At 60.2% G+C, this 12909-nt stretch carries 18 protein-coding genes; 10 read left to right on the plus strand and 8 right to left on the minus strand.

Annotation, left to right across the window (positions count from 1 at the left end; genetic code table 11):
• Positions 1-181 precede the first annotated feature (181 nt).
• The 4 genes from LVD08_RS08220 to LVD08_RS08235 form a co-directional block, all read right to left on the minus strand.
• Entirely contained in the window at positions 182-1084 is a 903-nt protein-coding gene (locus LVD08_RS08220) for an alpha/beta fold hydrolase (RefSeq protein ID WP_247267895.1), read from the minus strand.
• Positions 1084-1866: a class II aldolase/adducin family protein gene (locus LVD08_RS08225; RefSeq protein ID WP_247267896.1), complete on the minus strand. Its 783-nt coding sequence runs from the start codon at positions 1864-1866 to the stop codon at positions 1084-1086. The genes LVD08_RS08220 and LVD08_RS08225 overlap by 1 nt, the downstream gene beginning before the upstream one ends.
• A gap of 131 nt (positions 1867-1997) precedes the next feature.
• Positions 1998-2684: an LrgB family protein gene (locus LVD08_RS08230; protein ID WP_097090405.1), complete on the minus strand. Its 687-nt coding sequence runs from the start codon at positions 2682-2684 to the stop codon at positions 1998-2000.
• A complete protein-coding gene (locus LVD08_RS08235; protein WP_027610876.1) occupies positions 2674-3060 on the minus strand; it encodes a CidA/LrgA family protein in 387 nt (128 codons plus the stop codon). Before LVD08_RS08235 ends, LVD08_RS08230 begins: the two co-directional genes overlap by 11 nt.
• Positions 3061-3154: 94 nt before the next feature.
• Between LVD08_RS08235 and LVD08_RS08240 the strand changes: the two genes are divergently transcribed.
• Positions 3155-4042: a LysR family transcriptional regulator gene (locus tag LVD08_RS08240; protein ID WP_247267897.1), complete on the plus strand. Its 888-nt coding sequence runs from the start codon at positions 3155-3157 to the stop codon at positions 4040-4042.
• Here LVD08_RS08240 and LVD08_RS08245 read toward each other — a convergent pair.
• On the minus strand, positions 4032-4487 hold the full coding sequence (locus tag LVD08_RS08245; RefSeq protein WP_247267898.1) for a flavodoxin: 456 nt from the start codon (positions 4485-4487) through the stop codon (positions 4032-4034). The genes LVD08_RS08240 and LVD08_RS08245 overlap by 11 nt on opposite strands.
• A 152-nt stretch (positions 4488-4639) precedes the next feature.
• On the opposite strand from LVD08_RS08245, the gene LVD08_RS08250 reads away from it, so the two are divergent.
• Both LVD08_RS08250 and LVD08_RS08255 read left to right on the plus strand, forming a co-directional pair.
• Positions 4640-5116 carry a PAS domain-containing protein gene (locus LVD08_RS08250; protein ID WP_210558909.1) on the plus strand — a complete coding sequence of 159 codons (477 nt, stop codon included), beginning with the start codon at positions 4640-4642 and terminating at the stop codon, positions 5114-5116.
• A gap of 55 nt (positions 5117-5171) precedes the next feature.
• Positions 5172-5777, plus strand: coding sequence for a hypothetical protein (locus tag LVD08_RS08255; protein WP_027610872.1), 606 nt, complete (start codon positions 5172-5174; stop codon positions 5775-5777).
• Between the two features lie 3 nt (positions 5778-5780).
• Here LVD08_RS08255 and LVD08_RS08260 read toward each other — a convergent pair whose 3' ends face one another.
• A complete protein-coding gene (locus tag LVD08_RS08260; protein ID WP_096795375.1) occupies positions 5781-6740 on the minus strand; it encodes a MerR family transcriptional regulator in 960 nt (319 codons plus the stop codon).
• Positions 6741-6952: 212 nt separating this feature from the next.
• On the opposite strand from LVD08_RS08260, the gene LVD08_RS08265 reads away from it, so the two are divergent.
• From LVD08_RS08265 to LVD08_RS08290, 6 genes are all read left to right on the plus strand, one after another.
• A complete protein-coding gene (locus LVD08_RS08265; RefSeq protein ID WP_115988194.1) occupies positions 6953-7522 on the plus strand; it encodes an antibiotic biosynthesis monooxygenase in 570 nt (189 codons plus the stop codon).
• Between the two features lie 179 nt (positions 7523-7701).
• Entirely contained in the window at positions 7702-8412 is a 711-nt protein-coding gene (gene folM, locus LVD08_RS08270; protein WP_027610869.1) for a dihydromonapterin reductase, read from the plus strand.
• Between the two features lie 21 nt (positions 8413-8433).
• Positions 8434-8994: a GTP cyclohydrolase I FolE gene (gene folE / locus LVD08_RS08275; protein WP_103369128.1), complete on the plus strand. Its 561-nt coding sequence runs from the start codon at positions 8434-8436 to the stop codon at positions 8992-8994.
• Entirely contained in the window at positions 8995-9366 is a 372-nt protein-coding gene (gene folX, locus LVD08_RS08280) for a dihydroneopterin triphosphate 2'-epimerase (RefSeq protein WP_007968040.1), read from the plus strand.
• A gap of 96 nt (positions 9367-9462) precedes the next feature.
• Positions 9463-9759 carry a DUF1244 domain-containing protein gene (locus tag LVD08_RS08285; RefSeq protein WP_007968038.1) on the plus strand — a complete coding sequence of 99 codons (297 nt, stop codon included), beginning with the start codon at positions 9463-9465 and terminating at the stop codon, positions 9757-9759.
• Positions 9752-10090 (plus strand): HopJ type III effector protein, encoded by a 339-nt coding sequence (locus LVD08_RS08290; RefSeq protein WP_247267899.1) that lies wholly within the window; start codon positions 9752-9754, stop codon positions 10088-10090. The genes LVD08_RS08285 and LVD08_RS08290 overlap by 8 nt, the downstream gene beginning before the upstream one ends.
• A gap of 182 nt (positions 10091-10272) precedes the next feature.
• Here the strand turns inward: LVD08_RS08290 and trxB are convergent, their stop codons facing one another.
• Positions 10273-11235 (minus strand): thioredoxin-disulfide reductase, encoded by a 963-nt coding sequence (trxB, locus tag LVD08_RS08295; protein ID WP_003221727.1) that lies wholly within the window; start codon positions 11233-11235, stop codon positions 10273-10275.
• A 311-nt stretch (positions 11236-11546) separates the two neighbouring features.
• Between trxB and cysZ the strand changes: the two genes are divergently transcribed.
• Positions 11547-12302 (plus strand): sulfate transporter CysZ, encoded by a 756-nt coding sequence (gene cysZ / locus LVD08_RS08300; protein WP_027610866.1) that lies wholly within the window; start codon positions 11547-11549, stop codon positions 12300-12302.
• Positions 12303-12330: 28 nt separating this feature from the next.
• Here cysZ and LVD08_RS08305 read toward each other — a convergent pair whose 3' ends face one another.
• The gene (locus LVD08_RS08305) at positions 12331-12906 is read right to left on the minus strand and encodes a hypothetical protein (protein WP_143520542.1); all 576 of its coding nucleotides are present in this window, start codon (positions 12904-12906) and stop codon (positions 12331-12333) included.
• Between the last annotated feature and the right edge of the window lie 3 nt (positions 12907-12909).

Below are 12909 nucleotides of genomic sequence, written 5' to 3' on the forward strand. Positions count from 1 at the left end.
GTATTGAGTCCGAGTGTCAGGCACAGGGCTTTGGGTCACAACGAATACGGCTGAGGCTGAATGGTGCGCGATAAGGGTGAGGGATGATGAGAGCGTCAAAAGATCAAAAGATCGCAGCCCTGCGGCAGCTCCTACAGAAGATCGGTGCAGGAGCTGCCGCAGGCTGCGATCTTTTGATCTTTCAGGAGCATGCGACCTTGCGCGGCGGCAACTCCAGGCGCTCACGAAACGCCAGGTAATGCTTGAGCACCTGCACCGGCGCTTCGATCTGCGGATAGTGGCCGATGCCCGGCAACAGCACCGTATCGGCGTCGGCAATCAGCTCGCGGTAACGCTCGACCATGTGCGCACCGGAGATCGGGTCGACCTCACCGTCAATAACTCGCAGCGACACCTCGCCGCGTTGCATCGCCGTCACCCAGCGATCACGTTGCACCCGCCGCTCGGGGATGTAGCCGATCAGTTTGTGCAGGATGCGTGGGCCACGATGGGTCTCGATCAGGCTCCAGAAATCATCCAGCTCACTTTCGCTGGGGCCGGTCTGCGGACCGAAGATCTGGCGGAAACTTTTCACCAGTGCATCACGGCTGAACGCCCGCCCGATCATCCAGCCCAGCGGGCTGAGCAGCAGCTTTTGCATCAGCACAGGACGATGGGTTTCGGGGAACAGCCCGCCATTGAGAAAGACGCAACTGGCGATCTCGATCCGGTTTTCGTAATGCCGGGCGAGCAATTCCTGGGCAACGCTGTCGCCGTAATCGTGGGCCAGCACATGCACCGCTTGCTCGACCTGAAGATGCGCCAGCAGCGCCTGTTGCAAGTCGGCCTGTTCCAGCAGGCTGTAGCGGTGATGCAATGGTTTGGCCGAATCCCCAAAACCGAGCATGTCACAGGCGATCACCCGGTAGCGCTGGGCCAGAGGCTGCCACAGGTAGTGCCAGTCCCAACTGGCCGTCGGGAAACCGTGGATCAGCAGCAGCGGCTCACCCTGCCCCGCCGTCCAGTAACGGATCGACAGGCCGCGAAAGACAAACGTCCGGCTGCGTTTGCGCCAGACACACAGAGGAATCTCGGCAAGAGGCATCAGAGTTTATATCCGGGGTCTTGTTTATCGAGTTTGCGCAGCAACGCCGGCCAGGCCAGCGCGCCGCCCATGCCTTGAGCACTTTTGGTCACGCCTGCGATCATCGCTTTGGCGCCCGCCAGGATCTGCGGTTCGATGGCGATCAGTTCAGCAGCGCCGGTTTGCGCCATGACCTGAATATCGCAGGCGCGCTGGAAGGTGAACATCATCAGAAAGGTGTCAGCGATGGTGCCGCCACAGGTCAGCAGACCGTGGTTGTGCAGCATCAGGAAATTGTTCTCGCCAAGGTCCGCCTGCAAGCGCGCCTTCTCTTCGTGATTCAGCGCCACACCTTCGTAGGCGTGATAGGCCAGGCTCGACAGCACGAACAGCGACTGCTGACTGATCGGCAACATGCCCTGCTTTTGCGCCGACACCGCGACACCGGATGCGGTGTGGGTGTGCAGCACGCAAACCACATCGTGCCGCACTTCGTGCACGGCGCTGTGGATGGTGTACCCGGCGGGATTGATTTCGTAGGGACTGTCCATGAGCTTGCGGCCGGCCTGATCGACTTTGACCAGGCTCGACGCGGTGATCTCATGGAACATCAACCCGAACGGGTTGATCAGGAAGTCTTCGGTGCCCGGGACCTTGGCCGAGATGTGGGTGAAGATCAGGTCGTCCCAGCCATGCAATGCCACCAGCCGATAACAGGCGGCGAGATCGACCCGGGTCTGCCATTCCGCGGCACTGACCTGGTCTTTGACATCAAGGGACAATTGGACGGGGGCTACGCTCACTGTATGCACCTCTGCGTTCTTATTGTTCTGCACGTACGAGCAGTCTAGTCAGGCGCAGAGGATCGCGTAGTTGCATTGCCAGCCAGCTTGATGACTGAGCGGGTCAGCCAGGCAAACTCCTTGGATCCATGTCAAAGCAACGACGCCAACAAAGGCGCGGCGAACAGATTGAGCAGCCCGGTCAGCACCATCACCAGTCCCGCCACCGAGCCCTCCTCACCGCCCACTTCATGCGCCCGGCTCACCCCTGCGCCGTGCGCGCCAACCCCGAACAACGCACCGCGCGCCAACGCACTGCGCAACGGCAGCCACTTGAGCAATACGCCGCCGAGCATCGCACCGAACACGCCGGTAAACATCACGAACACGGCAGTCAGTTCCGGCACGCCACCGAGATCCTGCGCCAGCGGCATGGCGAACGGCGTGGTGATCGAACGCGGCACCAGCGACATCGTCACCGAGCTATCCAGCGCCAGCGCTCTGGCCAGACCGAACGACGTAGCGATCGACGCCGCGCTGCCGGCAAGCATGCCCAGCAACAGCGCTGACCAGTGCCGCACCAGCAGACGCCGCTGCTGCCAGATCGGCACGGCGAAGGCGACCGTCACCGGCCCGAGCACCAGCATCAACCAATGGGTGTTGCTGGCGTATTCGGCATAGGCGGTGTGCAACGGCACCGCGAGCGCAAGCAGCAGCGCCGGCACCAGAATCAGCGGCGACAGCAAGTAACGCCCGGTGCGCCGGTAAATCCAGCGACTGAACAGGTACGCCAACAGGGTGAAGGCGAGCCAGAACATCGGCATCCATTCAAGCTTCATGGGACCGCCTCAGGCGCACGGCCAGCTCTACGGTGAAGGCTGTCACCAGCATCACCATCAGGGTGCTGGCGCCGATCACCAGCAAAATCCGCCAGCCGTCATCGCGCAACAGCGCGCCGTAGTCGAGCAGACTCATCAGCGCCGGAATAAAGAACAGCAGCATCTCGGCCATCAGCAATCCGGCACCCAGTTGCAGCGCCGCCGGTTTGACCCAGCCAAACGCAAACGCCAGCAGCAACAGGGCCATGCCGATCACGCCGCCGGGAATCGGCCAGGCCAACCACGCGGCGATCTGGCAGCCGAGCAGGTAGAGACCGAGCAACACGGCCAGTTCTGCGAATAGACGGGACAGGTATTTGAGGGATGCGGCGTTCATGATGGGCTCCTTACAGGGGCTTATTTTACGAAGCGGCCTGTCATCCCAGAAGCGAATTGTTAGACTCAGCCCTATTCCACAATGGAATCGGATGATGGAATTCAAACAGCTGCGCAGTTTTGTCGAAGTCATGCATCAGGGCGGTTTCACCCAAGCGGCGAAAACCCTGCACATCAGCCAGTCGGCGGTGAGCAAGCAAGTCGCGCAACTGGAACAGAGCCTCGGCACGCCGTTGCTCGAACGACTCGGCTCGCAACTGCGCCTGACCGCTGCGGGCAGCGTGGTGCTGCAACGCGCCGAGGGCATGTTGCGCCTGCGCAATGAATTGCTCAGTGAACTGGATGATCTGAGCCAACTGGCACGCGGCGAATTGCGCCTCGGTCTGCCGCTGTTGGGCAGTGATGCACTGTTCGCCGGGTTGTTCGCCGAGTATCGGCGGCGCTATCCGAACATCAGCATTCAATTGCTTGAAGGCGGCAGCCGCAATGTCGAGCAAGCGGTGCTCAGCGGCGAACTGGAGTTAGGCGGGAGCCTGCTGCCGAAAGATCCGCAGTTCGATTTCCAGCCGTTCTGCGATGAGAAACTCGATGCGTTATTGCCGGTGGATCATCCGTTGGCGGGGCGCGGCGAGATTGGCCTTGAGGAATTGGCCGACACGCCGTTCCTGTTGTATCAGCGCAGCTTCGTGCTCAATGACCGTTTACTGCAGGCCTGCCAGCAACTGGGCTTTACCCCGAGAGAAGGCGGGCGCAGCGGGCAGGCGGATTTTCTCGTGGCACTGGTAGCCGCCGGGCAAGGCGTGGTGCTGCTGCCCAGCGTGGTGGCCCGGGCACTGGAGCGTCCGGGCGTGGTGCGCCTGACCTTGCGCGCGCCAGAGTATCTGCGCTGGGACATCGCGTTCATCTGGCGCCGGGGTGCCTATCTGTCGAAAGCCGCCCAGGCCTGGCTGGCCTTGCTGCGCCAACGCACGATCAGCCCTTGAGGGTGGCGATCAGTTGCGCCAGCCATGGCTCGGCGTCGGTTTCCGGGGTCACACTTTCGCTGGCGTCCAGACGCAGCATCTCTTGCACCTCGCGCACACCCAGCTCGGCGAACAATTCACGCATCAGTTCGCCGCCACCGCAGAAGGTATCGCCGTAACTGGCATCGCCCAAACCGATCACCGCGCCCGGCAAACCGCGCCACGCGGCTGGCAACTGGTCTCGAATCGCCGAATACAGCGGCTGCAGGTTATCCGGCAATTCGCCCATGCCGGTGGTCGAGGTCACCGCGAGGAACGCTTCAGGCCCGAACGCCTGAATATCCGCCAGGCTGGCGCGCGAGTTGTAGAAGGTTTCAAAACCGGCGTCTTTCAGCAGGTTCTGCGCGTGACGGGCGACTTCTTCGGCCGTGCCGTAAACCGAGCCGGAGAGGATGGCGACTTTCATCAATCTGATCCTGAAGCTGAAAAAAAGAGCGGCGATAGTAGCAGTCCGACGCAAAAGCCGCGATCCAGCCCCGATTCGCCGTGATAGCCAGTAGACAGCGGCGTTGGAACTTCTAGAATGCCAGCCATTATCGACACTGAAAGGATTCATTGATGATCAACGCCAGTCTGCTGCAAATGGTGATCAACGCGTCGAACGATGGAATCGTGGTGGCCGAAAAGGAAGGCGAGCAGGACAACATCCTGATTTACGTGAACCCGGCCTTCGAACGCCTGACCGGTTACAGCAGCGAAGAGATTCTTTATCAGGACTGCCGCTTTCTGCAGTCAGGAGACCGCGATCAAGCCGGTCTGTCGCTGATTCGCGACACCTTGCACAACGGCGGGGCGTGCCGGGAAATCCTGCGCAACTACCGCAAGGATGGCACCCCGTTCTGGAACGAACTGTCGCTTTCGACGGTGAAAAACGCTGATGACGGCCAGACTTATTTCGTCGGTGTGCAGAAAGATGTCACGGTTCAGGTCAAGGCGCAGCAACGCGTGATTCAGCTCGAGGCTGAGGTCGCAGCGCTGAAAGCGGAACTGGCAGCGTTGAAAGCGACGAACGGCGTAAACAAAACTGCGAACTAAGTGTCAGTAACTACAATCACCAATGACTTTGTAACTATTTCTTTCGAGCCAGGCCATGCAACGCGACGCACTCCTGACCCAGGATGAGCTGGATTTCATCCAGACCATGCAGCACAACCCGCAGCTCAATGTGCGGGATGCGACGTCGAGCCTGTTGGTCAATGGAGGTTCGCAGATCCGTGACCTGCTCACGCGCCTGGCGGCTCACGAGCAAGTGACCATCCAGGCCAATTTCGAAAATCAGCAAATGACCTTTCCGCTGCACCTGGTGGAAGACGAATTCCACGCGTTGCACCTGCGCCTGGGCGTGCCGAGCATTTACGAAGACGGGCCGATGATTCGCCCATGGCGCCTGACTCTCGAAGAGCCGGTCGCGCTGGAAAATGCCAAAGGCCAACCGGGCATGATGTGGGTGCACGAGGTGTCGCACAAAGGCGTGCTGCTGGAAATGCGCAACAAGACCAAACCGCCCAAGCATTTCGCGCTGTGGTTCAGCCCTTCAGGTTACGAGCGGATTTCCCTGCGCGGCAACTTCGAGCGCGAAACCGAGCACGGCTTCTACGCCTACGAGCTGAGCCAGACCGACGCCGATGAAACCGAACGGCTGCGCCAGTTCATCCTGCAACAACACCGTCTGACCCACCCCGCCCTGCACACCTGATATTCAGGTATCCAGCGTACCTGCGAGAAATTGCGTCATGCGCTGACGCATCGTCGCTCCTTCATTGCCCAGACAACCGATCGACGATCCGGCCAGACTGTCCTGTGCCAGATCGGCAGCGTCGCCGGCGAGCATTACCTGACAGTCGAGACTCAAGGCCAGTCGATTCAGACGGCGCGGCAAATCCGCGGTGGGGGCATGGTTGGAAAACAGCACCAGCGCCTGCGGCTTGATCCGCTCGCACACCAGCGCCAACTCATCGAATGGCTGGCCGGTGGTCAGCACCCGCACGCCCGCATCATTGCCACTGAGAAACAACGCGGCAACCAGTAGCTCGAGTTCACGACACTGACCGGCAAGCGCACTGACAATCACTTTGCGCGGCTGGGTGCCGCGCAGCGCGACGATCCGCTGCAACACCCGCGCCCGCAGGAACCCGTCGAAAAACAGCCACTCGCTGGTCTGCCCGAAGGCATCCTGGCGCTGCAACATCTGCAGCCACAAAGGCATGAGAATGTTCTGAAACACTACCGGCAGCGAGTAGGACGAGAAGATCTGGTTGTAAACCTGATCCAGCGCGCGGTCGTCGAACGAACTGACGGCCAATTGCACCTGCTGCTGCCATTGCGCGTAATCGGCCTGGACCAGATCATCGGGGATGATATGGGCCAAGGCTTTCAGCGGCTCGGTCCTCGCCAGGATCTTGCCGACCTTGCTCACGGCCACGCCGCGATCGATCCAGTCGACGATGCTGCGCACGCGCTCGATTTCGGTCATCGAATACAACCGGTGCCCGCTTTCGGTGCGCGTCGGCTGGATCAAACCGTAGCGGCGCTCCCATGCACGCAGCGTTACCGGGTTGACGCCGGTCAGCCGCGACACCTCCCGAATAGGGAACAACTCTTCGCGCTCAAGTGCGACAGAGGCCTGCGAGGCAGGGTTAGCGTCCGTGATAACAGCCATGGTGCAGGTTTGTCCGCTCGGTAAATTTGGATCCCATTCTACATCCGATGCCCTCTGTCGGTTCAACCCAATAAACAGAGACGAAAGTCTCTGAAACTGTCATCAAAATCGGGAATAATCCTTGCTTGTTGAAAAGCGCAGGCCCCCACCCCGGCTTGCGCATTGCGAAACCTCCTACCCGGAGCGCCGCACTCGAAATATGGAGATACACAATGTCTACTTCCCCCGTCACGCTGATGGTTGCGCGTCGCGTCGCCGACGGTCGCTATCAGGACCTGATTGCCTGGCTGCGCGAAGGCGAACAACTGGCCACTGACTTTCCCGGTTACCTGGGTTCCGGCGTGCTCGCTCCGCCACCCGGTGACAACGAATTCCAGATCATTTTTCGCTTCGTCGACGAGCAGACCCTGCACGCCTGGGAGCACTCGGTCTCGCGGACCGCGTGGCTGGCGCGGGGCAGCGATCTGTTCGAGCATCCCAAGGAGCATCGGGTCAGCGGCATCGAAGGCTGGTTCGGCGCTGCCGGTCAACGGCCACCACGCTGGAAACAGGCCGTGGCGATCTGGCTGGCGTTCTTCCCGGTGTCGCTGCTGTTCAACTTTGTCCTCGGGCCGCTGCTCGGCGAGATGAGCCTGCTGCCACGGGTATTGGTCAGTACGGCGTGCCTGACGCCGTTGATGGTGTATTTCTTTATTCCGTTGTCGACGCGGTTGCTGGCGAACTGGTTGAACAGTGCTCCGGCCCCTCGACTACCTGTTGAACCGGTGACTCAAAACCGTTGAGAGCCCATGCGGGAGCGGGCTTGCTCGCGAAAGCGTCATGTCAGTTGATGCATCCGTGCCTGGCACACCGCCTTCACGAGCAAGCCCGGCTCCCACAAAAGCACAACACCCGTCTTGCGGTAGGTGGGCAACCCGCGTCGCTGTTATAGTTTTTGCTCCAACCGCGACGCGAGCCGTTCATGTCCAAATCCTCCGCCCCGATCCTCATCACCGGTGCCGGCCAGCGTGTCGGTCTGCACTGCGCACAGCGTTTGCTTGAAGACGGCCATCGGGTCATCTTCACCTACCGCAGCGAACGTCCGGGCGTACAAGCCCTGCGTGATCTGGGCGCTGTCGCGGTGTTCGCGGACTTCTCCAGCGAAGCCACCATCCTCGCCTTCATCGATGAACTGAAAACCCACACCGACTGCCTGCGCGCCATCGTCCACAACGCCTCCGAATGGCTGGCGGAAACCCCGGGCAGTGAAGCCGAGGCCTTCTCGCGCATGCTCAACGTGCACATGCTCGCGCCGTATCTGATCAACCTGCACTGCGCCGACCTGCTCAAAGGCTCGACCCCGGCCGACATCATCCACATCAGCGACGATGTCACGCGCAAGGGCAGCAGCAAGCACATCGGTTATTGCGCCAGCAAGGCCGGGCTCGACAGCCTGACCCTGTCCTTCGCCGCGCGCTATGCGCCGGCAATCAAGGTCAACGGCATCGCGCCGGCCCTGCTATTGTTCAATCCCGACGACGACGCGGCGTACCGCGCCAGGGCGCTGGCCAAATCCGCGCTGGGCATCGAGCCCGGCAGCGAAGTGATCTACCAGAGCCTGCGCTATCTGCTCGACAACCCCTATGTCACCGGCACAACCCTGACCGTCAACGGCGGACGGCACGTCAAATAAGCTGCTGCGCGAGGATCTCCCATGACCCGTTCCCTGCCCGAGAATTACCGCGAGATCCTCATCGGCCTCGGCGAAGACCCCGACCGCGAAGGTCTGCTCGATACCCCGGTGCGCGCGGCCAAGGCCATGCAATACCTGTGTCACGGCTATGAACAGAGTGTGGAGCAGATCGTCAACGGCGCGCTGTTTGCCTCCGACAGCGACGAGATGATCATCGTCGCCGACATCGAGCTCTACTCGTTGTGCGAACATCACCTGCTGCCCTTCATCGGCAAGGCCCATGTGGCTTATATTCCGACAGGCAAGGTGCTGGGGCTGTCGAAGATCGCGCGGCTGGTGGACATGTTCGCCCGGCGCCTGCAGATTCAGGAAAACCTCACCCGGCAGATTGCCGATGCGGTGCAACAGGTCACCGATGCCGCCGGCGTCGCGGTGGTCATCGAGGCCCGGCACATGTGCATGATGATGCGCGGTGTCGAGAAACAGAATTCGACCATGAACACCTCGGTCATGCTCGGCGCCTTTCGCGACTCGAGCAACACCCGCCAGGAGTTCCTGCAATTGATTGGACGGAGCAAGTAAATGTCACAACTTCAACCGGGAATGGCGCGCATCCGGGTCAAGGATCTGCGCTTGCGCACCTTTATCGGGATCAACGAGGACGAGATCCTCAACAAGCAGGATGTGCTGATCAACCTGACCATCCTGTACGCAGCGCAGGAAGCGGTGCGCGACAACGACATCGATCACGCGCTGAATTACCGCACCATCACCAAGGCGATCATCGCCCACGTCGAGGGCAATCGTTTTGCGCTGCTCGAACGCCTGACCCAGGAACTGCTGGATCTGGTGATGACTCATGCTGCAGTGCTGTACGCCGAAGTCGAAGTCGACAAGCCGCATGCGCTGCGTTTTGCCGAGTCGGTGTCAATAACGCTTGCAGCGAGCCGCTAGCTTCAAGCTTCAAGCGGCAAGCTGTAAACTTCATATCAACGCCACCCATCTTGCAGCTTGAAGCTCGTCGCTTGAAGCTGTCTCGCAGAGACTCCCATGACCGAGCAACAACGCCTCGAACTCGAAGCCGCCGCTTTCCGCCGGCTGGTCGCCCATCTGGACAGCCGCAAGGACGTGCAGAACATCGACCTGATGAACCTCGCCGGATTCTGCCGCAACTGCCTGTCCAAATGGTACAAGGCTGCCGCCGATGACCGTCAGATCGAGGTCAGCCTCGACGACGCCCGTGAAGTGGTTTACGGCATGCCTTATGCCGAATGGAAAGCCCAATACCAGCAAGAAGCCAGCGCCGAACAACAGGCGGCGTTCGCCAAAGGAAAACCCAATGAGTGATCTGAACACCCTGCGCGCCAGCCTCAAGAGCGGCGAACACCTTTTCGCCGACACCCTGGCTTTCATCGCCGCCGGTTACGACTATCAGCCTCAGGCGTTCAACAACGGTGGCGTGGAAAACGCCGCCGGGCAGAACGAAGGTTCGTGCAAGACCCTGGGTCTGGCGCTACTGGAAGGCTTGAGCGATGAAGAAGCGCTGCTGGCATTCGGCGAGCATTACCGCTCGGTGGTGGCGACGCCTGAAGGCAGCGACCACGGCAATATTCGCGCGCTGATCAAGCACGGTCTGGCGGGTGTGAAGTTCGAAACGCAGCCCCTGACCCGTCGCTGATTTCCATAGCCAACGCCATCCCCTGTGGGAGCGGGCTTGCTCGCGAAGGCGCCGTGCCAGGCGACTTTTCTTTGTCTGACACACCGCTTTCGCGAGCAAGCCCGCTCCCACAGGGTTATGCGATGTAGCGGAAATACGGGCATAAAAAAACCGGCCGAAGCCGGTTTTTTTGTGCCTGCGATTTAGAACGAAGCGTTCTGCAGACCGTCCAGGTAACGCTCGGTGTCCAGTGCTGCCATGCAGCCGGCGCCGGCCGAGGTGATGGCCTGACGGTAAACGTGGTCAGCCACGTCACCGGCAGCAAAGATACCTTCGACGCTGGTGGCAGTGGCGTTGCCGTCACGACCGCCCTGCACCACCAGATAACCGTCTTTCAGGGTCAACTGGCCTTCGAACAGCGAAGTGTTCGGAGTGTGGCCGATCGCGATGAACACGCCGTCGACTTTGATTTCGTCGAAGCTGCCGTCGTTGTTCTTCAGACGCGCACCGGTCACGCCCATGTTGTCGCCCAGCACTTCGTCGAGGTTGGCGTTCAACTTGAGGATGATCTTGCCTTCGGCCACGCGGGCGTTGAGCTTGTCGATCAGGATCTTCTCGGCGCGGAAGGTTTCGCGACGGTGGATCAGGGTCACGGTGCTGGCGATGTTGGCCAGGTACAGCGCCTCTTCAACAGCGGTGTTGCCGCCGCCGACCACAGCCACGGGCTTGTTGCGGTAGAAGAAACCGTCGCAGGTCGCGCAGGCCGAAACGCCTTTGCCCATGAACGCTTCTTCCGACGGCAGGCCCAGGTAGCGAGCGCTGGCACCGGTGGCGATGATCAGGGCGTCGCAGGTGTAGGTCGCGCTGTCGCCGGTCAGGGTGTACGGCTTGGCAGCGAAGTCCACGGCGTTGATGTGATCGAAAACGATCTCGGTTTCAAAACGCTCGGCGTGCTCACGCATCCGCTCCATCAGCGCCGGGCCGGTCAGGCCGTGCACGTCGCCTGGCCAGTTGTCGACTTCGGTGGTGGTGGTCAGCTGACCGCCGGCCTGCATGCCGGTAATCAGCAGTGGCTTGAGGTTGGCACGGGCGGCGTAGACCGCAGCGCTGTAACCGGCAGGGCCGGAACCGAGAATAATCACTCGCGAATGACGGACTTCAGACATGACCTGCTCCTGTTGACCGGGCCGAAACACTGGCGCGGAACGCCGGACTGCCGGCGGGAATAAAAAAGGACTGTGGATAACCTTGGGGAAGGTATGAGCTCGACAGTCCTGTAAAAAGTTGGGTGCAGCGTATCGAGGGGGGCAAGATTAAGGAAATACGGAATAACAATCCAGCTCATAGGTGGTCTCTATACGCACACTCCGACCATATCGACGTCTTTGTTACAGTGAATGTCGAGCGCTCTGCCGCGCTTTCGCACCTGTTGCAAAGTCGGTAAGGTCGGCGCGTTTTCCCTTGCTCGGAGCACCTTATGCCCGCCCCTGTTCTATCCGGCCCGCAATACCTGCGCGAAGGCCTCAAACTGGTTCTCAGCCCTGGCCTGCGCCTGTTCGTGTTGCTGCCGCTGGCGATCAACCTGGTGCTGTTCGTCGGATTGATCTATCTGGCCGGCCATCAGTTCAGCCTGTGGGTCGACAGCCTGATGCCGTCGCTGCCCGACTGGCTGAGTTTCCTCAGCTACATCCTCTGGCCGCTGTTCGTGGTGCTGGTGGCGTTGATGGTGTTCTTCACCTTCACCATGCTCGCCAACGTGATCGCTGCGCCGTTCAACGGTTTCCTCGCGGAAAAAGTCGAAGTGGTGGTACGCGGCACCGATGATTTCCCGGCCTTCAGCTGGGGCGAACTGATTGCGATGATCCCGCGCACCCTCGCCCGGGAAATGCGCAAACTCGGCTACTTCCTGCCGCGGGCGATCGGCCTGTTCATTCTCTCGTTCATCCCGGTGGTGAACATCGTCGCCGCCCCGCTGTGGCTGCTGTTCGGCGTGTGGATGATGGCGATCCAGTACATTGACTACCCGGCAGACAACCACAAACTGGGCTGGAACGAGATGCTCGCCTGGCTGCGGCAGAAACGCTGGCAGAGCATGAGTTTTGGCGGGATCGTCTATCTGGCGCTGCTGATTCCGGTGGTCAACATTCTGATGATGCCGGCGGCGGTAGCGGGAGCGACGTTGTTCTGGGTGCGTGAGCGCGGTGCCGAGATGCTGGCTCAGGAAAAAGTCTGAGCCTCCAGGCATCAATCCTTCTGGCAACTCAGGGGTAAACGCCGCCTAGAAGCAGCCCTACCAATACCCACGCCGCAGCGCCTGGCAAGATAATCAGCAAGTTCCAGGCGTTGAGGCGATTGTTACTCAGGCCTTGAGGATCGCTGGCGGCCAAATTGATCAGTTGTTGCCCTTGGCTTGCGACATAAACTCTTATCGGCAGCATGATCAAGGCGACAAGGCCAAGAAAACTCAGCTCTGGAATCTGCTTGGGAAGCTTTTCGAATATGTGCGCGACTACGGTCAGTACAACAAAGACTGTTGCCCATTGCTCAAGATCCCAATCGGACTTTCCACCTCTGTCATGGATTCGTTTTTTGGCTTGCCGATAAAGCTGATGCACGAAAAACAAATAGAAAAACGCTCGCGCCCACGGCCATAGTTCCTGTCGAGTACTGCGCTTGTACTGACTCCAGTTTTTGTAAATCCAGAAGTAGAAATACAGGCCAAAACTGAGGATCGCCAGCAGAATGAACTTCCACCGTGCAACAACATAAAACTCTGGTGTTTGTTCATCCGCAACCAAAAGTTCCGCCTCAGGCGGTGCATAAGCATTCTCTGACACAGC

This window comes from Pseudomonas sp. YL2 (assembly GCF_023063025.1).
In the GTDB taxonomy this organism is placed as follows: Bacteria; Pseudomonadota; Gammaproteobacteria; order Pseudomonadales; family Pseudomonadaceae; genus Aquipseudomonas; species Aquipseudomonas putida_A.

Excerpts from the sequence above, each read along its gene's own strand:
- LVD08_RS08220 (WP_247267895.1), bottom strand. The coding sequence starts at position 1,084 with ATGCCTCTTGCCGAGATTCCTCTGTGTGTCTGGCGCAAACGCAGCCGG.
- LVD08_RS08230 (WP_097090405.1), bottom strand. The coding sequence starts at position 2,684 with ATGAAGCTTGAATGGATGCCGATGTTCTGGCTCGCCTTCACCCTGTTG.
- LVD08_RS08235 (WP_027610876.1), bottom strand. The coding sequence starts at position 3,060 with ATGAACGCCGCATCCCTCAAATACCTGTCCCGTCTATTCGCAGAACTG.
- LVD08_RS08240 (WP_247267897.1), top strand. The coding sequence starts at position 3,155 with ATGGAATTCAAACAGCTGCGCAGTTTTGTCGAAGTCATGCATCAGGGC.
- LVD08_RS08245 (WP_247267898.1), bottom strand. The coding sequence starts at position 4,487 with ATGAAAGTCGCCATCCTCTCCGGCTCGGTTTACGGCACGGCCGAAGAA.
- LVD08_RS08250 (WP_210558909.1), top strand. The coding sequence starts at position 4,640 with ATGATCAACGCCAGTCTGCTGCAAATGGTGATCAACGCGTCGAACGAT.
- LVD08_RS08255 (WP_027610872.1), top strand. The coding sequence starts at position 5,172 with ATGCAACGCGACGCACTCCTGACCCAGGATGAGCTGGATTTCATCCAG.
- LVD08_RS08260 (WP_096795375.1), bottom strand. The coding sequence starts at position 6,740 with ATGGCTGTTATCACGGACGCTAACCCTGCCTCGCAGGCCTCTGTCGCA.
- LVD08_RS08265 (WP_115988194.1), top strand. The coding sequence starts at position 6,953 with ATGTCTACTTCCCCCGTCACGCTGATGGTTGCGCGTCGCGTCGCCGAC.
- folM (WP_027610869.1), top strand. The coding sequence starts at position 7,702 with ATGTCCAAATCCTCCGCCCCGATCCTCATCACCGGTGCCGGCCAGCGT.
- folE (WP_103369128.1), top strand. The coding sequence starts at position 8,434 with ATGACCCGTTCCCTGCCCGAGAATTACCGCGAGATCCTCATCGGCCTC.
- folX (WP_007968040.1), top strand. The coding sequence starts at position 8,995 with ATGTCACAACTTCAACCGGGAATGGCGCGCATCCGGGTCAAGGATCTG.
- LVD08_RS08285 (WP_007968038.1), top strand. The coding sequence starts at position 9,463 with ATGACCGAGCAACAACGCCTCGAACTCGAAGCCGCCGCTTTCCGCCGG.
- LVD08_RS08290 (WP_247267899.1), top strand. The coding sequence starts at position 9,752 with ATGAGTGATCTGAACACCCTGCGCGCCAGCCTCAAGAGCGGCGAACAC.
- trxB (WP_003221727.1), bottom strand. The coding sequence starts at position 11,235 with ATGTCTGAAGTCCGTCATTCGCGAGTGATTATTCTCGGTTCCGGCCCT.
- cysZ (WP_027610866.1), top strand. The coding sequence starts at position 11,547 with ATGCCCGCCCCTGTTCTATCCGGCCCGCAATACCTGCGCGAAGGCCTC.